This window comes from Streptomyces sp. f51 (assembly GCF_037940415.1).
Taxonomy (GTDB): Bacteria; Actinomycetota; Actinomycetes; order Streptomycetales; family Streptomycetaceae; genus Streptomyces.
Window position 1 is genome coordinate 7,019,188 of the sequence record NZ_CP149798.1, and the last position, 20,301, is coordinate 7,039,488.

The window sequence follows — 20,301 nt, forward strand, 5'->3', positions numbered from 1 at the left end:
CATGGACTCACCCGCCGCCTCCTGCTTCGGGCCGCTCGCCGGTGAGTTCGGGCTCCAGACCTTCGCCGACGTCGGCGGGACGCCTCCCCGTGTCGGCCCGCCAGGCCTCGAACGCCCAGGCGGTGAGGGCGACGACGGTCAGGCCGAGCAGCCAGCCGCCCAGCACGTCGCTGAACCAGTGGACGCCCAGGGCCACCCGGGTGAAGCCGACCCCGACGACCGAGAGCACGGAGGCACCCCAGCACACCGCCCGCCAGCGGCGCGGTACGACGGGCAGCAGCACCAGCAGCAGAACGGCGAACGAGGTGGTGGCGGTCATGGCATGGCCCGAGGGAAAGGAGAACCCCGGGGCCCGTGCCACCGGATCCTCCAGCGACGGACGGGCCCGCTCGACGACCGTCTTGACCAGGAGCCCGATGACCCCGCCGGCCACGGCCGTCACCGCCGACCACGCGGCCAGACGCCAGGCCCGGCGGTGCAGCAGCCAGAGGGTCAGCAGCGCGACGGCCGTACGCAGGGTGAGCGGATCCCAGACCCGGTCGGAGAGGAAGCGCAGCGTGCTCGTCCAGGCGGGATGCTCCAGGGCGATTTCGTGCAGTCGGCGGGCGGCGCTCACGTCCAGCCGGCGCAGCGGCCGCCACTGTCCCTCGACAAGGACGAGAAGCAGACCGAAGGGCACGGCGGTGACGGCGGCCACCGCGGCCGAGCCGAGCAGCCGGGCGCCGAACCGGCGGTCGGCCGTCAGGCGGCGCTCCCGCGGGCTCAGGGTCGTGGTGCGTGCCGCCATTCAGACTCCCGGATCGGGTCGGACCGGACCGGGGCGCCGTGCGCGCGAGGCCTCCAGCTGCGCGGCGAAGGACAGTCCGAGGAACAGGGCGATCGACGTCAGATAGGCCCAGAGCAGGAGGGACATGAAGGCACTGAGCGGGCCGTAGACGGTGTCGAAGCTGCCGCTCACCCGGAGATACAGGCTCAGCAGCAGGGTCAGCGCCGTCCACAGCACCAGATACACGGCGGCGCCGAAGGCGAGCCAGGTGTATCCGGGCTGGCGGCGGCGGGGGGAGCGGCGGAAGATCGCGCTGGCCGAGATCAGGGCGAGGAGCAGTCCTGAGGGCCAACGCAGCATGTCCCAGGCGGTCTTGGCGCCTCCGTCGAGGTGGTAGACCGTCACGACCGCGGACGCCAGGTCGCCGCCGGCCACCATCAGGACGAAACCGAGGCCGAGCGGGATGCCCGCGCTCAGGGACATGACCAGACCGCGCAGATACTTCCGGTGGAAGACGCGGTCGCGCTCGTTCCCGTAGATCCGGTTGGCACCGCGCTCGATCTGGCACATCGCGGTGGTCACGTTGACCAGGGAGAAGGCCAGCCCGAACCACAGGGCGACCTGGGCCCCGTCGCCCGCCGTGTGCCGGCTGCGGCGCAGCGCGTCGTCGACCACCTCGGCGCTGGGGCCCGCGCTGATCCGGCGGATCGTCAGTTCGGCGACCCTGCCGATGTCCTCGGTGTGCAGGACCGAGGACAGGCCGACGAACGCGATGGCCAGCGGGACCAGGGCCAGGACCGTCTGGAGGGCGAGCGCGCGGGAATGGCTGAAGCCGTCGGCGTAGCGGAAGCGGATGAACGCGTCGCGCAGCAGGGGCCAGCCGCCGTAGCGGCGCAGGGACGCGAGCGCCTCGTCGGCGGAGAGCTCCTCCCCGCTCATGGCACGGGTCTCGGGGACCCTTGTCGCGGTACCCATGTCACTTCTCCCGGGAGGGCAGCAGGACGGTCAGCGCCCCGGGCTGGACCTCGGCGGTCAGACGCCGGCCGGGTCCCACCGGATCCCCGTCGAGTTCTCTGGACTGCGGGGTGGCGAAGGTGAGTTCGGCGCGCCGGAAGGTGAAGAACTCCACCGGGACCTCGTCGTGCCGGTCGTCCTCGGCGGCGACGGTCCGCACGGTGGAAGGGCGTGCCGGTGCGGCGCGCCCGCGCAGCAGCGTCCGTACGGCCCGCAGCCACCCGCCCGGCCCGCGCGGGTCGAGGACCAGCAGGTCGAGCAGTCCGTCGTCGGGGCGGGCGGCGGGCAGCAGGGTGATCCCGCCCTGCACGGTGCCGACGTTGGCGACGAGCACCATGCGGGCCGTGCGGTGGAAGGCGGGGGATCCGTCCAGCCGGATCGTCACCCGCATCCGGGGCGTCCGCAGGGTGGTGATGCCCGCCAGCGCGTAGGCCGGCCAGCCGAGGGTGGCCTTGGCGCGGGCGTCGGTGTGCTCCATCATCGCCGCGTCCAGCCCGGCGCCTGCCATCGCGGTGAAGCGGGTGGGGCTCAGGCCGTCGCCCTCGACGGCCGCGAGGTCGAGCCGGCGGGGGCCGCCGTCCAGCGCCGCTTCGAGCGCGGCGACGGGGGAGAGCGGCAGGCCGAGGTTGCGGGCCAGCAGATTGCCGGTGCCGCAGGGGACCACGGCCAGGGGGACCCCGCTTCCGGCCAGGGCGTCGGCGACCGTGCGGACCGTGCCGTCCCCGCCGCAGACCACGACGAGTCGCGCGCCCTCCCGGACCGCGCGGGCCGTCTGCCCGGCCCCGGGATCGTCCGCGGTGGTCTCCAGGAACCGGGGTGCGCGGTGGCCGTGCCGTTCCAGGACCCGCAGCAGCTCGTCGCGAGCGGAGGCGTCGGTCACCGTGGGATTGAGGATCACGGCGGTCGTGCCGGGCGGGTGCTCCTCGGCGGGGCGGGCGTCCGCCGTGGCGTCCGCGGACGGCGCCGCGGTCACGGACGGGCCGGCCAGCAGGGCGCGTCCCACGATCAGCAGCGACAGCCCGCCGTTGAGGAGGCCGCCGAGGACGTCCGTCGGGTGATGCATGCCGCGGTAGAGCCGGGCCAGGGCCACGAGGAGCGGCAGGAGCAGGAACAGCCCGGCCACGACCCTGCGCCACGGCCCGCGGATCCGCGACAGCGCGAGAACCGCGAGACCGGCGTACAGGGCGGTCGACGCCCCGGTGTGTCCCGAGGTGTAACTCGACGTCGGCGGCGAGGCGTCGAGGCGGTCCACCTCGGGCCGGTGGCGGTCCACCGACGTGGTGACGGCCAGGAACACCAGCGACTGGAGCGAGACGGCGACGGCGAGGAACACCGCCTGACGCCACATCGGGAGACGGGGTATCAGGAGCAGGCCCAGGCAGGCCAGCAGCGTGATGGTGACGACGGTGAGGGTGTTGCCGGCTTCCGAGGCGATGGACGACAGCGTGGTGAGGGTGCCGGTCCTGGCCCGTTCGAGGCGCTCGTTCACGGTGTCCTCGGCCGTCAGCGGCCACAGATGGCGCGCGGGACCGGTGATGAGCAGTCCGAGGCCCACCATCGTCGCCGCCTGGCACGCGGTCAGCGCGGCGATGCGAGCCGCTGTCCTGCCGGTGCCCCGGGGCGGCGCGAACGAGCGGGCGGGTTTCCCTGTCTCGGTCAGGCTGCCGGGTACTCCGGCGGTTCTGTCCGGTACGGCGGTCGGCATCGGGGACTCCCAGGGTCAGCGCGTGCGGCCGGGTTCCGCCCGGGACGCGCTTCCCCCCGGGTCCACCGCCGTCTGCCCCGGATCGCCGCGTACAGACCTCCCGGGGCATCGATACGCCCCGGGAGCCCGGCTCAGCCGTGGTACGAGATGTACCCGTTCCCGTCACGGTCGTTCGCCGACTTGGTGTACGCGTGGACGTCGGCGCGGGCGCCGGAGGACTTGTACAGGTAGATGGTGTCCTTGTCGTTGTTCCAGATGAAGTTGCAGTTCTGGCGGTAGACGACGTTGCCGGCGTCCGAGTCGGTGCCGCGGCCGCCGCGGAGCTTGATGGAGTCGCCCGGCTCGAGGTAGTGGTTCGACGTGAAGGTGAACTTGTTGCCCGTGGCGTCCTTGACGACGTAACCCTTCAGGTTGACGGTCGTGCCCGACGAGTAGTTCTTGATCGTCAGGTACTCGTTCCGGGTGTTGCCGCTGGAGCAGCTGTTGGAGTCCCGGCCGGGAGCGTCGTACTGGACGCCCTTGATCTTCAGCGCGGCGAGTACTCGGCGGCCTGGGCCGGCGCCGTGGCGACGGCGGCGAGCGTGCCGGCAGCGGCGGCGGTGACAGCCAGGACAGTGCGGATGCGCATGAGGATTCCCCCCTCGGTGGTGCGGATGAAGCTCCCGGAGCATACCGATGATGTGATCAACGAGTGGGGGAGATGTGCGGGATGCGTAGACGCCGGTCGGCGGCGGGCGTTCCGTTCGGCCCCCGCGGACAGCCCGCCGGCCTGCCGAGGGGCTCGCCGCCACGGCCCCGGCCTGCTGTGACTTCGCCCACGACCTCTTGTCCCGACAAGAAAGGCATACCTAAGTTTTTACCCATGGCCCCACAGAATCCCCCGCTCCGTCCGGACGCCCCCGGGTTCGTCGAGTTCACCGTCGACCTCACCGCCCAGGAGGTCCTGCGCCAGGCCCAGGTCCTCGCCGTCCTCGGTCCCGACTGGGACCCGATGGAGGTCATGCGCCAGGAGGAGGCCGCGTACGAGCTCCTGTACTCCGGCCTCGACGAAGGGCAGCAGCGCGTGTACGACGGCCTCGTCGCCGCCGGTGTGCTTCCCCGCCGCGGAGACGGCCGTGCTGCCGCTTGACCCGCAGGCGGACATCGGGCGCCGTGCCTGGGTGGCCTGCCCGCGGTGCGCCGACAGCCGCGGATGCGCCACCTGCGAGGAGCGGCGGTCGTGCTCCGTCCACTGGCGCTACCTGCTCTCCACCACCGGAAGCCTGCTCCACCTGCAATGCCCGTCGTGCACCCATGTGTGGGCCCACGAGACCGGATTCGGCGCGACCCGCTCCCTCTGGAGCCGCGTCAGGGGCCCCCGCCCCGGACGCTGAACCGGCGGGCCGGCCCCGTGGGAACAGACTTCGCCCACCCCCGAGGACCCGCACGTCACGGCGGGGTTATCCTCAGGGGCCCCAGGCGGGTCGAACTCGTCCGATGCGCCACTGTGGGAAGATCGCAACCCCGCGCGACAGCAGTCCGGGCCCGCGCACGCCATCGCTCGTAGATTCGAGCACGCTCGCGGCCCACCGGTGAATGACGGACCGGCCCGCGCGGGTAAAGAAACTCCATGCGCATCTGCGCGAACATCCCACTGCCGAAGGACTGCCGGTCTTGGACCTCCCACACTCCGAATCACCTGCCGCGCGACGTCCTGGACGCACATGGACCGTTCGCATCTCCGGCCACAGCGACCGCACCGCGTCGGTCACCTGCTCCTCTCCCTGCGCCATGCCGCCGCGGTCCCGCGACCTCGCCGCGCTGCGCCGCTTCGCCGAGGCCCATGTCGGGGCGCACGCCCGCGCGGCCACCGTCCACGCGGACGCCGCCTGTGCCTGCCGGCAGTCGCAGTGCGCGTCCCACGAGGGCAGCCAGGTGCACTGCATGGGCAGCGTGCTGCTCGTGCTGCGTCACGATCCGGCCATTGCCCAGGTGTGGACGCTCATGGAAGTCTGCGCCTCCTGTGCCCCGCTGATGACGCACACCCGCGTCCTGGGCCGTGCGCTGCCCCGCACCCGCACGCCGTCCACGCCCTCCGCGCCGCCGGCCGCCGCCGGTGCCCCGGTGGCCGCTCCCGCGGTTCCCGGCGGCTTCAGCGCCCCGAGCGGGCCCGGTTTCAACAGCGCGGACGCGCCCCCGGCACCGTCGCGGCGCCGTACCGGCGGACATGGCCGCACCCAGCCCCGACAGGGCCGCAGGGACCAGGGCAGGTCGCGCGGCTGACCCCGCTCCGCCCGTGAACGGCTGACCGCGCCCTCCGCCCGCACCGGGCCCAGCGCGGTCCCGCCGGCACCCCGCCCGCCACGGCTCCAGCGCGCCCGCCGGGCCCGCGCGTTCGGGCGACGCGGTCCATGTCGTGCCGGAAGCGGGCGCAAGGACCGTATCGGGGCATTCTCCTGAACAGTGGTGCGTCGGTTGAGAGTTCACCATCGACTGAAAGACGTTGCAGGATTTTGCGCAACTCTTGCAGGCGTTGCAAGGTGGCACGCGCCGCGGCTCCCCGGCCGCGGCACTCGCCGACATGAAGGACGCCTCCATGGTCACCACCAGCCGCTTCGTACCCCCGCACCGGCTCCGGACGGCTCTCGGCCTGTCCGTCGCGGTTCTGGGGCTGCTGGGTGCCGCCGGCGCACCCGCCACCGCGCTGGAGGCCGACCGGGGTGTCCGCGCCGCCGACGCCGCCGACGCGACCCCCGTCCCGGACTGCGTGCACTACTACAGCGACTGGCGCTACACGACCGTCGTGAACGACTGCGACACCACGGTGGACGTCACCGTCACGTACACCGACGGGCAGGGCGCTCCGTGCCGCACCCTGCTGCCCTGGGCGATCGCCACCTTCGCCGGCTACGGGCCCCAGCTCAACTACGTCACCGGTCTGAGCGGCTGCGCACCCGCGAGCGCCTGACGCCGCCGGGCCCGGTCACGGGCAGCGGTAGTCGAGCCGCGCCGAGACGGTGCGGTGCACGGGGGACAGCAGGCGCAGCTCGGCACGGGCCGCGTAACGGCCGTCGCCCTGGAACGTCCACAGCAGGTGCAGCCGCGCCCGCCTCTGGTTGTGCGTCAGGTCCTCGTGCAGGACCTTCGACGAGGTGCCGTCGCTGCGGACCCAGCGGTACGTCAGCTCGCCGGGCCTGCCATTGGTGGTGACCGTGCCGGTGACGTCGGCGGTCTCGTCGCAGCCGGGGGAGGGCGACGCGGTGGAGACCGTGACGCTCTCGACCGCGAGGGAGGGACCGGAGCGGTGCCACAGGAGGAACGCGACGACGAGCAGCAGCACCAGGACCGGCAGCGCGTGCCGGCGCCAGGTCCGGCGGCGTACGGGCGCGGCGGGGGGAACCCCGACGACCCGGCGCATGGTGTCGGCGTTCACGCCGGGGCCGAAGCGCAGCAGGGTGCCCTCGACCCGGTCGGGCCGGATCTCCCCGGCCGTGCCGCCCGACAGGACGAGGGTCTCCGGACCGCCGGTGAGCGCAAGCGTGTCGGAGGTCTCCGGCCGCTGGATCCAGTGGCTGGCCAGCACCGTCGCGCTGTAGTCGTCGTCGGACGAAGGGGCGCCGGGGGCGCCGGAGTTGTCGCTCATGTCAGTGTGCACCGCCGGGTCAGAAGCTGCTGCCAGGCGCCGCCGTCGGCGGAGGCCGGGCGGGTGGTGGCCTGGACGGCCCAGTAGCAGCCCGTTCCCGCGAAGGTGTGGTCGAGGGCGATGGTGTACTGGGTCGAACCGCTGCGCTGGTACGTGTCCGCCGCGCCGTCCTGGGTCCCGGACTGCCCGCTGACCTCGCCGGTGAACCACGCGACCGTGAGGGTGACCGGTCCGGTTCCGTCGGTGGTGACGGTCACCGTCGCCGCCGCCGTCGCGTTGCCCGTCTGCCGGAAGCCGCTGAACGCCACGGACTTGACGCCGGTCGTGACGCTGGGCGAAGGGGACGCCGTGGTGGGCTCGGCCGTCGCCGTGACCGGTGGCGTCGGGGGTGCCACGGTGGCCGAAGGGGACACACCGGCGGTCGTGGACGCCGACACCGTCGGCTGTGCGGTCGCGTCCGTGGCCGAGGCGGAGGGCGTGGCCGGACCCGACACGGACGACGACGAGGACGGCGTCGGCGAGCCGGAGTCGCCCGTGGCCGTCGGGCCGCCGTCACCGGCCGGCTGCGCGCTGGTCGTGGCCAGTGCCTCCGCGGCCCTGCGCGGTGTGCCGAAGTCCGGGGCGTGGCGGTCGATGCCGTACGTCAGCAGCAGGGCCGCCACGAGGGCCGCCCCGGCGACGAGCAGTCCGCGCAGGCTCGGCTGCCAGGTCCGCAGCCAGCCGGGTGCGCCGCCGAGGACCGTGCGCGCCGTGTCCGTGGCGTGCCGCGGCACGGCGGGGGTGGAGGGGAGCAGCAGCAGCGACAGGGCCGCGAGCGCCGCGAGCCGGCGGCGGCCCCGCTCCTCCCAGTCCGCGCCGTACGCGCCGCCGGCCGTCGCCTCCAGCTCCGCGACGAAGTCCTCGGCGCGCGCGGGCCGCTGCTCGGGCGCCTTGGCGAGGCCGCGCAGCACGAGGTCGCGCACCGGCTCGGGGACCTCGTCGGCGGGAATCGTCCCGTCCACGTGCTGGAGGGCCAGCTCGGCGAGGTTCTCGCCGGTGTAGGGCTTGCGCCCGGTCAGGCACTCGAAGAACGTCGCCGTCGCGGCGTACACGTCGGCCGCGGGCGAGGCGGGCGCGCCGGTCCACTGCTCGGGCGCCATGTACGACGGGGTGCCCGCGATGCCGGCGGTGGTGCCGTCGGTCGCGGCGATCCCGAAGTCGACGAGTTTCGAGGTGCCGTCCGGGCGGACGAGCACGTTCTCCGGTTTGTAGTCACGGTGGACCACGCCGAGGCGGTGGGCGTCGGCGAGGCCGAGCAGTGAGCCCTTGAGGAGGACGAGAGCGGCCTCCGGTTCCAGCGGGGCCTGCCGGCCGAGCACGGTCCGCAGGGACACGCCGTCCACCAGCTCCATGACGATGGCCGCGCCCTCGGGCCCCTCCACGTACTCGTAGAGGCCGGCCACATGGTCGCTGCGCAGCCCGCCGAGCAGCCGCGCCTCCGCCCGGAACTCCTGGACGAAGCCCGGACGCGTACGCAGCGACTCGCTGAGGTACTTGACCGCGACCGGATGACCGGTCCCCTCGTGCACGGCCAGCGCGACCCGCCCGCTCGCCCCCGAACCGAGCTCGCGGGACTCGGTGTAGCCCGGTACCGCCCATGTGCTCATGACCCATGCCTCCCCGAGACGTGGAGCGCGTGGGGCATTCCGGTCCCCACGCGCTCCAGCCGTGTGCTGAGACACGATCCGGGCCGCTTCGGTTGCAGACGGCGCGGAACGGTTCGCCGGGCCGCCGTCACCCCAGTTCGGCGAGGTCCTCCGCGGTCAGTTCGAGCGTTCCGGCGGCGATGTTCTCCTCCAGGTGCGCGAGGGAGCCGGTGCCCGGGATGAGGAGGATGTTCGGCGATCGGGCCAGCAGCCAGGCCAGGGCCACCTGGGGCGTGGTCGCGCCGTGGCGTGCGGCCACGGTCTCCAGGTGTTCGGCGGTGACCGGCTGGAAGCCGCCGACGGGGAAGAAGGGGACGAAGGCGACGCCGGCCTCCGCGCAGGCGTCGACGAGGGGATCGTCGTCGCGCTGGGCGAGGTTGTACAGGTTCTGCACACAGGCGATCGGCGCGATCTTGCGGGCCTCGGCGAACTCGTCGGCCGAGATGTTGGAAACGCCGATGTGCCGGATCAGACCCTCCTCGCGCAGCGCCAGCAGCGCTTCCAGGGGCCCGGCCAGGGACGCCGTGTCGGCCGCGCCGATGTCGCCCATCCGGAGGTTCACCACGTCCATCCGGTCCAGACCGAGCGATCTGAGGTTCGCCTCGACACCGCGACGCAGATTGTCAGGGGTCAGGCCCGTCTTCCGCGCCTCGGGCAGGGAGATGTCCGGGCCTTCGACCAGGGCGCCCACCTTGGTCACGATCACCAGGTCGTCCGGGTACGGGTGCAGCGCCTCCCGAATCAGCTCGTTCGCCGAGACCCCGTCCCGTGCGTAGTAGTTCGAGGTGTCGATGTGGTTCACCCCGAGTTCCACGGCGCGGCGCAGAATCCCCAGTGAGGTGTCACGGTCCGGCCGCTCGCCTCTCGGCCAGCCCGTCAGCTTCATCGAGCCGTAGCCGATCCGCGCGACGCTCAAGTCGCCGCCGAGTTCCCATCGTTCAGTCGTCGTCACGATCACCACCATAGACGCCGTGCGCGAGGTGCCGCCGGGGCTGTGGACAGCCGCCACGGGTGCCGTACGCGGCCCGCGGCGAGGGCCGCGCGCCGGGCGGTCTACGCCGTACGGCCGACACCCGTACGGGGGCGACGCGCCGCCGCGTGGCCCGGGCCCCGCGTTTCCGTGCGTCGTTCGGGGACAACCAGGCGTCCACGGGAGACGCTGCTCCCGGGCACGTCGACGGGACCCGGCACCGGGCCGCGTCGCCCCGCAACGTCGCAGCCCCCGCACGAAGGAGTCCCCCGTGACCGAGTCACCGTCGCCCTCGGCAGCCGACGACGCGTACCGCTTCGAAGACCTGCGGGCGCTGTTCGTCAACTGCACCCTGAAGCCCGCACCCGAGCTGAGCCACACCGAGGGGCTGGTGGACAAAAGCAGCGCGATCATGGAGGCGCAGGGGGTCACGGTCGAGGTCGTACGCGCCGTCGACCACGACATCGCGCCGGGCGTCTACCCGGACATGACCGAGCACGGTTTCGCCACGGACGACTGGCCGGCCATCCAGGAGCGGGTGATGGCCGCCGACATCCTCGTGCTGGCCGGCCCGATCTGGCTCGGCGACAACAGCTCGGTGACCAAGCGGGTCGTCGAACGGCTCTACAGCGGCTCGGGAGTCCTCAACTCCGCCGGACAGTACGCGTACTACGGGCGCGTCGGCGGCTGTCTGATCACCGGCAACGAGGACGGTGTGAAGCACTGCGCGATGAACCTCCTCTACAGCCTCCAGCACCTCGGCTACACCGTCCCGCCGCAGGCGGACGCGGGATGGATCGGTCCCGCCGGACCCGGCCCGTCGTATCTCGACCCGGGTTCGGGCGGCCCCGAGAACGACTTCACCAACCGCAACACCACGTTCATGACCTGGAACCTGATGCACCTGGCGGCCCTGCTGAAGCGGTCGGGAGGCATCCCGGCGCACGGCAACCAGCGTTCGCTCTGGGACGCGGGCTGCCACCCGGACGCCCCGAACCCCGACTACCGCTGAGTCACAGGCTCCGCGCGGGCCAGTCCAGCAGCCGGGCGCCGATGACCGCGGTCTGGAGGGTGTAGCGGTGCGCTGGGTCGGCGGGGTCCGCGCCCGTGAGCTGGTGGATGCGTTCCAGGCGGTACGTCAGCGCGCGCACGCTCAGCGACAGCCGGCGGGCCGCCGCCGCGGCGACACAACCGGTGTCGAAGTACGCGGCGAGCGTGTCCAGGAGCGGCCGGGCGCCGCCGCGCGCTGTCGTCAGCGGGCCGAGCGCGACGAGGACCAGGTCGGCCATCGCCTGGCGGTCCCGGGTCAGGACGGGGTACACGAGCAGGTCGGCGGCGCGCAGCACGGGCGCGTCCAGGCCGAGCCGCTCGGCGAGTTCGAGGGCGTTGAGCGCTTCCTCGTAGGAGTGGACGACCCCGCCGGCGCCGGGCTGGGGCCGTCCGATCGCCACCTGCCCGCCCTCGGTCGCCGCGTGCGCCTGCTGGGCGAAGTGGGTGAGGACGTCGTCCTGTTCGCCGGGCGCGATGCACAGCATCCGGCCGTCCTTCGTGGTGAACAGGATGTTGCGGTCGCCGAAGCGGGCGATGAGTGACCGTTCGACCTGCCGGGGCACGGGCGCCGACTCGTCGTAGGCGGCCGGGCCCCGGGCGACGGCGACCGCGTGCGTGGGGGAGAGCCGCAGACCGAAGCGCTCCGCGCGTTCGGCCAGGCGGCCCAGGTCGCTGCGCCCGTAGAGCAGGTCGTCGATGAACTCGCGCCGGGCGGCCTCTTCCTTGCGTACGGCGAGGAGCTGGGCCCTGTCGTAGCCCTCGGCGAAGGCGTCGATGACCTGTTGGACCGCCGCGAGCGCGCGGTCGGCGGAACCGGGCGAGGCGGGCCAGGCGGCACGCGCCGCGGAGAGGTGGGCGCTGACGAGGGCGGGCAGTCCGTGCCCGGCGTCGGCGGCGCGTTCGCCGAGTGAGCGGCGGGACTCGATCTCGTCCCGGGTGAGGCGTCTGCCGGTGACGGAGACATCGGCCAGTATCCGGGCGTAGCCCTCCAGATACTGCTCGGGTATCCGCCGTTCCATCAGTTCGTCCCCCGGAGTGTCTCGACAGCCCGGTGACGACTTCTTGGTGGTGACCGGCACACAAAGCCTAGGCAACGCTGCCGGGAACCGGCAATGCGCATGCCATGCGGCGCGATGCACGATGGCGGCAGGGGAGCACGACGGATGGTCCTGTACCGGGCAGCGGCAGCGTCGCCGGTGTCCGGGACAAGACCGTGACGTGGGTGCTGCCGAAGTCCGGTGCGGCGGGTGCCGCCGGCGCCCGGGGGAGGGCCGAGGCGGGTGTGCCGGTGCCCGGGGAACCCCCGGGGCCTCCGTGCCCGGCGCGGGACCGGGAAGCGCGGGGGGCTTTCCGTGCCCGGCGCGGGACCGGGAAGCGCGGAGGGCTTTTCGTGCCCGGCCGGCGCGGGTGCCGGACTCAGGGCGCGGGCCAGTTCCGCAGCAGGGCGTCGAGGGCGTCCAGGATGCGCGTCCAGCTCTCCCCCGAGTCCGGGGCGCTGTGGCTGAATCCTCCACTCATCTCCAGGCTGACATAGCCGTGGAACAGACTGCCCAGCATCCGGACCGCATGGGTCTCGTCCGGTTCCGTGAGGTCGTAGCCCCGCAGGATCGCCCGCATCATCCGCGCGTGCTTGACGCCCGCGCTCGCCGCCGCCGTCTCCGGGTCGAGCCTCAGCTGCGCGGCGGCATAGCGGCCCGGGTGTTCCCGGGCGTAGTCGCGGTAGACGTTCGCGAAGGCGGTCAGGGCGTCCCGTCCGGCCCGTCCGGCCAGCGCGGCCGCGCCCCGCTCGGCGAGTTCGTCCAGGGCGAGGAGGGCGATCCGGGTCCTGAGGTCCTGTGAGTTCTTCACGTGCGAGTAGAGGCTCGCCACCTTGACGTCGAACCGCCTGGCCAGCGCCGAGACGGTCACCTGCTCGAAGCCGACCTCGTCGGCCAGGTCCGCCCCCGCCCGTGTCAGGCGTTCGGTGTTCAGCCCCGCACGGCCCATGGCCCACCTGCCCTTCCTCTAGCCGACGTAACCGATTATGCATTTGCCTAAAGCGTTTAGGCAAATTACCGTGAGCCTTATGAAGCCGTTGACCGAGCAAGAGATCCGTGCCGCGTTCGTGAACTGCACCAAGGGGGAGGCGAAGCGCCTCTCCGTCCCGCGCGACCTGGCCGACCGGCCCTGGGACGACCTCGACTACCTCGGCTGGCGCGACCCCCAGGCCCCCGACCGCGCCTATGTGGTGGCCGAGCTGGACGACGGTCTGAAGGGTCTGGCACTGCGCTGCCCCAGCCCGGGCGTGGGGCAGCTGCGGCGCAGCATGTGCTCCATGTGTGTGACCACCCACACCGGAGGTGTCTCGCTGATGGTCGCGCCCAAGGCGGGAAAGGCCGGGCAGCAGGGCAACTCGGTGGGCGCCTACATATGCAGTGACCTCGCCTGCTCGCTGTATGTGCGGGGGAAGAGGGACGCGGGCATGGGAGGGCGGCTCCACGAGTCACTGACCCTGGAGGAGAAGATCCGGCGGACCGTGGAGAACGTCGCCGCGTTCATCGCCAAGGTGACGGCCTGAGCCGGGTGTTGCGGGGGCGGGCCGCGGCGCGAACGCCGCGGCCGTGACACCGGACTTCACCGGATCCCACGGGACGAGATGCACGTCCCTTATGCATGAACCGAGTTGACTAGGCGCCGGCCGTCTTCGCCTCTGTCTTCGCCTCCGTCTTCGCCTCCGTCTTCGTCTTCGCCTTCGCCTCGCCCTTCACCGGCTGCTGCGCGACGGGCGACGGCACGGACGGCTCCTTGGCGTCGACGGCCGTGTAGAACACGGAACTGCCCTGCTTGGCGCGGTGGGCATGGCTCTTGGCCACGAGGTTCTCAAGGGTGGTCCGGACGACATTGGTCTGGATGCGGCGCTCGGGATGCGTCTCGCCCAGCGCCGTCGAGACCTCCGCCGCGGACCGCGGTTCCCGCTGCTCCGTGAGATAGCGGCGGATGAGGTCGATGAGGGTGGGCTGGGCCGAGCCGTCATTCGACCCGGGCTTCCTGGCCGCGGACGCCCCGGCAGCGGTCGTCCTTCCGCTGTCGGCCTTCTTGGCCCGCGAACGCCTGCCCGCGGTGGTCTTGCCGCCGGCCGTCCTGCCTCCGACCGCCTTGGCCACGACGGACTTGCCCGTGGCGGACTTGCCTTCCGGGGCCTTGCCTTCCGCGGACTTGGCGGACGTCTTCTGACGGGGCACCGAGGTCGCCGCCGGCTCGGGGGCGGTCGTGGCGGGCGCGCCGGTCGTTCCGAGCGCCTGCTGAAGGTTGGTGAGGACGGCGTGGTCGTGCCGCAGAGCGGTCAACTGCTCCTGCAACGCCTCCATTTCCGCCCCGACGCGCTCCTGCTCCTTGGCGTTGCGCTCCAGGTCGGCGACCACCTGGGCCGTGTACTGCGATGTCAGTTCGGTGGGAGTCTTGGTCTCGGGCACGATGGGACCTTTCTTCGGCGCGCGGTCGGCACATGAACACACCGGGAAGGTGCCGTGGGGCAGGGTGTGTTGGTGTTGACCGGCTGCATGGCTGGGCGACCGCACTTGATGCGTATGCCCCGGCTTACAGATAGTACGGACAGTGTTGGCCCGTTGTTCCTTTCGCGTGCCGGTTCGCCCCAAAGGGGAGTTCGGGCCGTGCCCCGGGATTGACTCCCGTGTGTGCCGTCCGGGCCCCGTTCCGCGCACATGAGGTGCCGCCCGAACTCGCCCGTGGCACACGTACGGAGCGTCGTCGAGGGTGTCCGGGGAAGTCGGCGACGGCGCCGACTGGACGGGCCGCTCGCGGGTAGACGGGCCTGTACGGCAGGACATGAACGGGGCGAGCGGAAGCGAGGTCGGGCGATGGCGGTCAAGGCGATGGGCTGGGCGCACTCGTTCCCGGTTTCCGGAGGAGTGAGCGCCGGACGACGATGGACCCGGCGGCAACTGGAGTCCCTGGCATGGACGGCGGAGGAACCCGAGACGGTGGACTCCGTCGTGCTGACGGTGTCCGAACTGCTCACCAACGCCCACATCCACGCCCACAGCGACGCGCGCCTCGTCCTCACCTGGGACGGCGACTGCCTGCATGTGAGTGTCCACGACGACGACCCCACACCGCCGCTCCAGCGGGACCCGGAGCCGGGAGCGGTGTCCGGCCGCGGGGTGGGCATCGTACGGATGCTCGCCGACGAGTGGGGCATGAAGTGCCAACGGCACGGGAAGACGGTCACGGCCTGCTTCCGCCCGGCCGCCGCCCGGGAACGGGCTGACGGCGGCTGAGACGCTGTGACCGACGCTTGCGTGTCACCGGCCGCCTGCGCCCGGCCGACCTGACGGCCCGGCCGACTTGACGGCTCGGCCGACTTGACGGCTCGGCCGACTTGACGGCTCGGCCGACTTGACGGCTCGGCCGACTTGACGGCTCGGCCGACTTGACGGCTCGGCCGACTTGACGGCTCGGCCGACCTGACGGCACGACCTACCTGCCGCCCGGCCGGCCTGCCGGAACGGCCCGCCCGCCCGGTCGGCCCACCCGCCGGGCGCGGGCGTGGAGGCCCGCCTATGGTGAACGGGTGAGCGGCTCCAGCGTCCCGCCCGAGGACGGAGACGGCACGGCCAGGAAGGCGGGCCACCGGACCGACTACGCGGGCGCCATCTACGGCTCGATCCTGGCGGCGTCCGTGGTCGCCACGGCCGGAACCACGGGGGACTTCCCGCGGCTCCAGGCCGTCGTGCTGCTGGAGGTCACCGGAGTGGTGTTCTGGGCGACCCATGTGTACGCCCAGCTCGCCGGGGAACGCCTGGTCGGCCGCCCCTGGTCCCTGCGCCAGATCCGCCGGATCGGCACGCACGAGTGGTCCATCGTCGAGGCGGCCACCCTGCCCGCCGTCGCCGTGGCCCTCAGCGCGGTGTTCGGGACGAGTGTGAACACGGGCCTGTGGATCGCGCTGGCCGTCGCGGTGGCCCAGCAGGTCATGTGGGCCTGCCTCGGAGCCGTGCGCGCCGGCGCCTCCCGCGGCCTGGTCGTCGCCGAGGGCTTCGTCAACCTGGCCCTCGGACTGACCATCGTGACGGCCAAGGTCGTCCTGAAGCACTGAGCATCCCGTGACCGGCGCCGTGCGTCCCGCATGTGCCTCAGGCGGTCCGGGGTGCCCGAGCGTCCGGGCACCCCGGACCTCGCGGAAGTCGTTAGCCTGGAGCGGAGGGGGAGGATCGGGTGACGGCCCAGAGGAGGCCGGTATGGCCGGTACGGCAGACATGCATTCCGGTGTCGGAGCCGAGGGCGGACCCCGTGGCGCGCCGGGTGGCGCGTACGGCACGGGTACGCCCCGCTACCTTCCGATCGCCGACCACGGCCTGATCGGCGACCTGCGCAGCGCGGCCCTGGTCGGCACCGACGGCACCATCGACTGGTACTGCTGTGCGCGCTTCGACGCGCCCAGCGTCTTCGCCTCCATCCTGGACGCCGACCGGGGCGGCTGCTTCGAACTGGCGGCGGACGTTCCGGCGCGGACGAAGCAGTTCTACTTCCCCGACACGAACGTGCTGATCACCCGGTTCTTCGCGGACGACGGGGTCGGGGAGATCCAGGACTTCATGCCGGTCGTGGACGAGTCCCGCGAGGCCGACCGGCACCGCCTGATCCGCCGGGTCGTGTGCGTCCGCGGGACCCTGCCGTTCCGCGCCCGGGTGGCGCCCCGCTTCGCCTACGGGACGGTCCCGCACACCGTGCACGTCGACGCGGGCCAGGCCGTCTTCTCCACGCCCGCGCTCAGACTGGCACTCACGTCGACGGTGCCCATCGAGGTCGCGGGGCAGGACGTGTGGTCGCTGTTCAAGCTGAGCGAGGGGGAGACGGCGGTCTTCGCCCTGGACCGGATCACCGACGAGGTGGCCCCGCGATTCTGCGCGGTGACGGAGGCCGAGCGGGACTTCAAGGCCACCGTGCGCTACTGGCGGCACTGGCTGTCGCAGTCGCGCTACCGGGGCCGCTGGCGGGAGATGGTCCACCGCTCCGCCCTCACCCTGAAACTGCTGACGTACGCCCCCACGGGCGCCATCATCGCCGCGCCGACCACCAGCCTGCCCGAGCGGATCGGCGGCGAACGCAACTGGGACTACCGCTACGTGTGGATCCGGGACGCGGCCTTCTGCGTGTACGCGCTGCTGCGCCTCGGCTTCACCGACGAGGCCGAGGCGTTCATGGGCTTCCTGTCCGAGCACGTCCAGACGGGCATACCGGAGGACGTCGGCCCCGACGGTCCCTTGCAGATCATGTACGGCATCGACGGGCGCCGCGACCTGCCCGAACGCGAGCTGCCCCATTTGGAGGGCTATCGCGGCTCCGCTCCCGTGCGGATCGGCAACGGCGCCGTCGGCCAGCTCCAGCTGGACATCTACGGCGCCCTGATCGACTGCCTCTACCTCTACGACAAGTGGGGGCAGCCCCTCTCCAGCGCGCACTGGGACAACATCCGCGGACTGGTCGACTGGGTGTGCGAGCACTGGGACCAGCCCGACGAAGGGGTGTGGGAGACCCGAGGGGGCCGCAAACCCTTCCTCTACTCCCGTGTCATGTGCTGGGTGGCCATCGAACGTGCCATGCGGCTGGCCCGGCACCGGGGTCTGCCCGCGGACGTGCTGCGCTGGGGTGACGCCCGGGACGCGATCTACCAGCGCATCATGAGCCGGGGCTGGTCGAAGGAGCGCAACGCCTTCACCCAGGTCGAGAACAGCGACATCCTCGACGCCTCGCTGCTGATGATGCCTCTCGGGAAGTTCATCTCCCCGACCGACCCGAAATGGCTCGCCACCCTCGACGCCCTGGGGGAGGACCTGGTCTCCGACTCCCTGGTCTACCGCTACGACCCGCAGACCAGCCCCGACGGCCTCACGGGCGAGGAGGGCACCTTCTCGATCTGCTCCTTCTGGTATGTCGAGGCCCTCACCCGGGCGGGCCGGCTCGACGAGGCCCGGCTCGCCTTCGAGAAGATGCTCACCTACGCCAACCACCTCGGCCTGTACGCCGAGGAGATCGGCCACACCGGCGAACAGTGCGGCAACTTCCCGCAGGCCTTCACCCATCTCGCCCTGATCAGCGCCGCGTTCAACCTCGACCGACGGCTGGGCTGACACCCCGGCGCGGGCCGTCGGCCGTTCCTCAGGGCGCGGTGAACAGACCGGGGAAGCGGGGCGCGAGCCAGGGCTTGCGGCCCCGGACGAGGATGCGGCCGCGCAGGATCGGGCCGAACTGCCCCTGGCGGCCGAGCGCCATCAGCAGGAAGGTGACCGGTTCGATCGAGATGGTGCAGTCCGGGCCGGCCACCGGCTGCTCGTCGACGCTCACCTCGCCGTCGGTCAGCGTCACGCCGAACCCGCCGCCGCCCCACAGTCGTACGGCGTAGCGGGCGTTCATGCCGGCGGTGTTGCGCGGTTCGGCCACGCGCGGCATCGCCCTGAGGAGGAACGGCAGGGTCAGCGCGGCCCGGGTGCGGTCGAGCATGTGCGGGCGCCCCAGGGCGCGGGCCAGGTCGTATCCGTGGCCGAGCATGTGGGTGAGGAGATACGCGCCGAGCTCCTGTGGGCTCATCGTGCCCAGCGGGGTGACCACGGGCCCCTCCAGGGAGCCCTTCTCCAGGGCTTCGGCGCAGGCGTCGGCGTGTTCGACGATCATCGCGGCCAGGGGCTCGGCCCGCCGCTCGGTGAACTCCTCCAGCGAGCGTTCGTTGGCCTCGGCGAGACTCTGTGGCGTGCCGTCGCCGTAGGGGCGTGGCCGTCCCGCCGCTATGTGGGCCATCAGCTCGTTGGCCAGGGCCAGATGCGCGGCCGCCTCGCCGACGGTCCACTCGGCCCCGGGGATCCGGCGCGCCATGTCGGTGCCGGGCGAGAGGAGCGCGGCGATCTCCGCGGCGGTCTCGTGTATCGCCGCACCCAGTCCTTCGGGCAGCGGCCCGCGCAGGTCCCGCCCCGTCACTGAGTCCACGTCGTTCGCCTCTCCTGCGGGCCCCGCGCCACCGGGCCGTGGGCGGCCCTGGTGCGGCGGGGCGCCATGTGCACACCGGTCGTACAGGAGACCAGGCATCGCGGGCGGCGGCAAGACCCTGAGCAGGGAGAACGTGTGCGGACGACGTGATGCCGAGGGCAAAGCGGTCATTCGCCCCAGGGCCGATGTCCAGTGGCGGGGGGAGCCCGGAAAACGATGGAGCCGGACGGAACACCTGTGGTGTGTCCCGTCCGGCCCCCGTCGGATGTCAGCAGGTGCCCTCGTCCTGCCACGGACCCCAGTCGACGCCGGTCGGCGTCTCGTTCTGGGTCCACCACTTGGCCTTCCAGTTGTGGTGGTTGTACGAGGCCTCGTCGCCCGCGGTGTAGACCGTGGCCGAGTTCCACGCCGTCTTGCAGCCGCTGCTCGGCGGCGTGGGCGTGGGCGTGGGCGTCGGGGTCGGTGTGCCGGTGGGCGGGGTCGCGCCGGCGAACTTCACCGAGTACTTCGCGAAGTCCCAGGAGTTCTGGGCCACGCTGGAGCACGTGCCCGACGTGCGGCCGCCGTTGTCGGCGGGGGAGCACTGCCGGTCCCGGTTGAGGGACCAGAAGGTGAAGCGGTCCATGTTGTGGCTCGTGACGAAGTCCAGCACGGTCTGGAAGTCGGCCTGGGAGAAGTACTCACCGCTGTCGCTGCGGCCGTTCATCCCGGAGAAGCCCTCATGGGCGTACGCGGTCGCCTGGTCCCAGCCGAACGTCGACTGGAGGATCGAGTTGAAGCCGGCGAGCGCGCTGGTCTGGGACGCGGCGCCGTTGAAGCCGCCGTCGAACGGCATGATGGAGAAGTTGTTCGGAGTGAAGCCCTGCGACTTCGCCTCCAGCAGCATCTGCTTGCCGAACCAGCCGGTTCCGTCCGCCGTTCCCGCCGTGGTGACGGACACGTACAGACCCGGGTTGTTCTGCTGGAGGATCTTGGCGGCGCCGATCTCGTTCTTGATGGCCGCCGTGTTCTCGTACTCCGGCTCCTCCAGGTCGAAGTCGATGGCGTGCAGACCGTACTTGGTGATGACCTGCTGGTAGGCGGCGGCGGTGGCGGCCGCGTCCGAGCAGGTCTGGCCGAGCTTGGTGCCGCCGTAACCGCCGATCGAGATGGAGACGTCGCCGCCCTTGGCGCGGATGGTGTTGATGACCGACTGCACGGCGGTGTCCGAGGAAACCGCGGCCGTGCCGCCCCAAGTGGGCGAGCAGCCGCCGCCGTTGGGGGCGAGGACGAAGGCGAGCTGGAACGCCTTGAGCCCGGTCGCGTCCATGATGGCGGCCGCGTCCGGCGGGTCGTTGTCCAGCGGCATCAGATAGGGGGCGGCGGCGTACCAACGGTTGCTGAGCGCGGTGGTCGCGCCCGAGGCGCTGCCCGCGACCAGGGCGGTCGTGCCGACCGCGGCCAGGCTCACGGCGGCTGCCGCGCCGAGAGCTGCGCGAAGACGTCTCACTGTGCCTCCAGAGGGGTGGG

20 protein-coding genes and 1 pseudogene are annotated in these 20,301 nt (G+C 72.2%); 9 read left to right on the forward strand and 12 right to left on the reverse strand.

Going from position 1 to position 20,301, the window contains the following annotated elements:
* Nucleotides 1-7 precede the first annotated feature (7 nt).
* The 4 genes and pseudogenes from WJM95_RS30430 to WJM95_RS30445 form a co-directional block, all read right to left on the reverse strand.
* The gene (locus WJM95_RS30430) at nucleotides 8-787 is read right to left on the reverse strand and encodes a phosphatase PAP2 family protein (RefSeq protein WP_339133547.1); all 780 of its coding nucleotides are present in this window, start codon (nucleotides 785-787) and stop codon (nucleotides 8-10) included.
* Nucleotides 788-1,741, reverse strand: coding sequence for a YihY/virulence factor BrkB family protein (locus tag WJM95_RS30435; protein WP_339133549.1), 954 nt, complete (start codon nucleotides 1,739-1,741; stop codon nucleotides 788-790). It lies immediately after the preceding gene.
* Nucleotide 1,742: 1 nt separating this feature from the next.
* A complete protein-coding gene (locus WJM95_RS30440) occupies nucleotides 1,743-3,485 on the reverse strand; it encodes a diacylglycerol kinase family protein (RefSeq protein ID WP_339133551.1) in 1,743 nt (580 codons plus the stop codon).
* Nucleotides 3,486-3,616: 131 nt separating this feature from the next.
* Nucleotides 3,617-4,113: pseudogene (locus WJM95_RS30445) on the reverse strand (lamin tail domain-containing protein).
* Between the two features lie 234 nt (nucleotides 4,114-4,347).
* Between WJM95_RS30445 and WJM95_RS30450 the strand changes: the two are divergent.
* The 4 genes from WJM95_RS30450 (at nucleotide 4,348) to WJM95_RS30465 (ending at nucleotide 6,432) form a co-directional block, all read left to right on the forward strand.
* On the forward strand, nucleotides 4,348-4,614 hold the full coding sequence (locus WJM95_RS30450; RefSeq protein ID WP_339133553.1) for a DUF6400 family protein: 267 nt from the start codon (nucleotides 4,348-4,350) through the stop codon (nucleotides 4,612-4,614).
* On the forward strand, nucleotides 4,601-4,858 hold the full coding sequence (locus WJM95_RS30455) for a hypothetical protein (RefSeq protein ID WP_339133555.1): 258 nt from the start codon (nucleotides 4,601-4,603) through the stop codon (nucleotides 4,856-4,858). Before WJM95_RS30450 ends, WJM95_RS30455 begins: the two co-directional genes overlap by 14 nt.
* A gap of 397 nt (nucleotides 4,859-5,255) precedes the next feature.
* Nucleotides 5,256-5,747, forward strand: coding sequence for a hypothetical protein (locus WJM95_RS30460; protein ID WP_339133557.1), 492 nt, complete (start codon nucleotides 5,256-5,258; stop codon nucleotides 5,745-5,747).
* Nucleotides 5,748-5,997: 250 nt separating this feature from the next.
* Entirely contained in the window at nucleotides 5,998-6,432 is a 435-nt protein-coding gene (locus tag WJM95_RS30465) for a hypothetical protein (protein WP_339133559.1), read from the forward strand.
* Nucleotides 6,433-6,447: 15 nt separating this feature from the next.
* Here WJM95_RS30465 and WJM95_RS30470 read toward each other — a convergent pair whose 3' ends face one another.
* The 3 genes from WJM95_RS30470 to WJM95_RS30480 all read right to left on the reverse strand — a co-directional run bounded on the left by WJM95_RS30470 (nucleotide 6,448) and on the right by WJM95_RS30480 (nucleotide 9,744).
* Nucleotides 6,448-7,107, reverse strand: coding sequence for a hypothetical protein (locus WJM95_RS30470; protein ID WP_339133561.1), 660 nt, complete (start codon nucleotides 7,105-7,107; stop codon nucleotides 6,448-6,450).
* Nucleotides 7,104-8,753: a protein kinase gene (locus WJM95_RS30475; protein WP_339133563.1), complete on the reverse strand. Its 1,650-nt coding sequence runs from the start codon at nucleotides 8,751-8,753 to the stop codon at nucleotides 7,104-7,106. The genes WJM95_RS30470 and WJM95_RS30475 overlap by 4 nt, the downstream gene beginning before the upstream one ends.
* 127 nt (nucleotides 8,754-8,880) lie before the next feature.
* Nucleotides 8,881-9,744, reverse strand: a complete 864-nt coding sequence (locus WJM95_RS30480) for an oxidoreductase (RefSeq protein WP_339133565.1) — start codon at nucleotides 9,742-9,744, stop codon at nucleotides 8,881-8,883.
* Between the two features lie 289 nt (nucleotides 9,745-10,033).
* Here WJM95_RS30480 and WJM95_RS30485 point away from each other — a divergent pair, with 289 nt between their 5' ends.
* Nucleotides 10,034-10,774, forward strand: a complete 741-nt coding sequence (locus WJM95_RS30485) for a flavodoxin family protein (RefSeq protein ID WP_339133567.1) — start codon at nucleotides 10,034-10,036, stop codon at nucleotides 10,772-10,774.
* Between the two features lies 1 nt (nucleotide 10,775).
* Here WJM95_RS30485 and WJM95_RS30490 read toward each other — a convergent pair whose 3' ends face one another.
* Both WJM95_RS30490 and WJM95_RS30495 read right to left on the reverse strand, forming a co-directional pair.
* On the reverse strand, nucleotides 10,776-11,834 hold the full coding sequence (locus WJM95_RS30490) for a helix-turn-helix domain-containing protein (protein WP_339135954.1): 1,059 nt from the start codon (nucleotides 11,832-11,834) through the stop codon (nucleotides 10,776-10,778).
* A gap of 394 nt (nucleotides 11,835-12,228) precedes the next feature.
* Nucleotides 12,229-12,798, reverse strand: a complete 570-nt coding sequence (locus WJM95_RS30495; RefSeq protein ID WP_339133569.1) for a WHG domain-containing protein — start codon at nucleotides 12,796-12,798, stop codon at nucleotides 12,229-12,231.
* Nucleotides 12,799-12,877: 79 nt separating this feature from the next.
* On the opposite strand from WJM95_RS30495, the gene WJM95_RS30500 reads away from it, so the two are divergent.
* Entirely contained in the window at nucleotides 12,878-13,369 is a 492-nt protein-coding gene (locus WJM95_RS30500) for an FBP domain-containing protein (RefSeq protein ID WP_339133571.1), read from the forward strand.
* A 109-nt stretch (nucleotides 13,370-13,478) separates the two neighbouring features.
* On the opposite strand, the gene WJM95_RS30505 is transcribed toward WJM95_RS30500, so the two are convergent.
* A complete protein-coding gene (locus WJM95_RS30505; protein WP_339133572.1) occupies nucleotides 13,479-14,264 on the reverse strand; it encodes a hypothetical protein in 786 nt (261 codons plus the stop codon).
* A 405-nt stretch (nucleotides 14,265-14,669) separates the two neighbouring features.
* On the opposite strand from WJM95_RS30505, the gene WJM95_RS30510 reads away from it, so the two are divergent.
* The 3 genes from WJM95_RS30510 to WJM95_RS30520 all read left to right on the forward strand — a co-directional run bounded on the left by WJM95_RS30510 (nucleotide 14,670) and on the right by WJM95_RS30520 (nucleotide 17,942).
* Nucleotides 14,670-15,089, forward strand: coding sequence for an ATP-binding protein (locus WJM95_RS30510; protein ID WP_339133573.1), 420 nt, complete (start codon nucleotides 14,670-14,672; stop codon nucleotides 15,087-15,089).
* Between the two features lie 293 nt (nucleotides 15,090-15,382).
* Nucleotides 15,383-15,907, forward strand: coding sequence for a hypothetical protein (locus WJM95_RS30515; protein ID WP_339133574.1), 525 nt, complete (start codon nucleotides 15,383-15,385; stop codon nucleotides 15,905-15,907).
* A 142-nt stretch (nucleotides 15,908-16,049) separates the two neighbouring features.
* Entirely contained in the window at nucleotides 16,050-17,942 is a 1,893-nt protein-coding gene (locus tag WJM95_RS30520) for a glycoside hydrolase family 15 protein (RefSeq protein ID WP_339133575.1), read from the forward strand.
* A 28-nt stretch (nucleotides 17,943-17,970) separates the two neighbouring features.
* Here the strand turns inward: WJM95_RS30520 and WJM95_RS30525 are convergent, their stop codons facing one another.
* Nucleotides 17,971-18,792, reverse strand: coding sequence for a maleylpyruvate isomerase family mycothiol-dependent enzyme (locus tag WJM95_RS30525; RefSeq protein ID WP_339133576.1), 822 nt, complete (start codon nucleotides 18,790-18,792; stop codon nucleotides 17,971-17,973).
* Between the two features lie 268 nt (nucleotides 18,793-19,060).
* The gene (locus WJM95_RS30530; RefSeq protein ID WP_339133577.1) at nucleotides 19,061-20,281 is read right to left on the reverse strand and encodes a carbohydrate-binding protein; all 1,221 of its coding nucleotides are present in this window, start codon (nucleotides 20,279-20,281) and stop codon (nucleotides 19,061-19,063) included.
* Nucleotides 20,282-20,301 lie beyond the last annotated feature (20 nt).

What these genes read in the sequence shown, in the direction of transcription:
- WJM95_RS30440 (WP_339133551.1), bottom strand. Translation starts at nt 3,485, where the DNA reads ATGCCGACCGCCGTACCGGACAGAACCGCCGGAGTACCCGGCAGCCTG.
- WJM95_RS30475 (WP_339133563.1), bottom strand. Translation starts at nt 8,753, where the DNA reads ATGAGCACATGGGCGGTACCGGGCTACACCGAGTCCCGCGAGCTCGGT.
- WJM95_RS30460 (WP_339133557.1), top strand. Translation starts at nt 5,256, where the DNA reads ATGCCGCCGCGGTCCCGCGACCTCGCCGCGCTGCGCCGCTTCGCCGAG.
- WJM95_RS30495 (WP_339133569.1), bottom strand. Translation starts at nt 12,798, where the DNA reads ATGGGCCGTGCGGGGCTGAACACCGAACGCCTGACACGGGCGGGGGCG.
- WJM95_RS30520 (WP_339133575.1), top strand. Translation starts at nt 16,050, where the DNA reads ATGGCCGGTACGGCAGACATGCATTCCGGTGTCGGAGCCGAGGGCGGA.
- WJM95_RS30470 (WP_339133561.1), bottom strand. Translation starts at nt 7,107, where the DNA reads ATGAGCGACAACTCCGGCGCCCCCGGCGCCCCTTCGTCCGACGACGAC.
- WJM95_RS30435 (WP_339133549.1), bottom strand. Translation starts at nt 1,741, where the DNA reads ATGGGTACCGCGACAAGGGTCCCCGAGACCCGTGCCATGAGCGGGGAG.
- WJM95_RS30510 (WP_339133573.1), top strand. Translation starts at nt 14,670, where the DNA reads ATGGCGGTCAAGGCGATGGGCTGGGCGCACTCGTTCCCGGTTTCCGGA.
- WJM95_RS30450 (WP_339133553.1), top strand. Translation starts at nt 4,348, where the DNA reads ATGGCCCCACAGAATCCCCCGCTCCGTCCGGACGCCCCCGGGTTCGTC.
- WJM95_RS30500 (WP_339133571.1), top strand. Translation starts at nt 12,878, where the DNA reads ATGAAGCCGTTGACCGAGCAAGAGATCCGTGCCGCGTTCGTGAACTGC.
- WJM95_RS30430 (WP_339133547.1), bottom strand. Translation starts at nt 787, where the DNA reads ATGGCGGCACGCACCACGACCCTGAGCCCGCGGGAGCGCCGCCTGACG.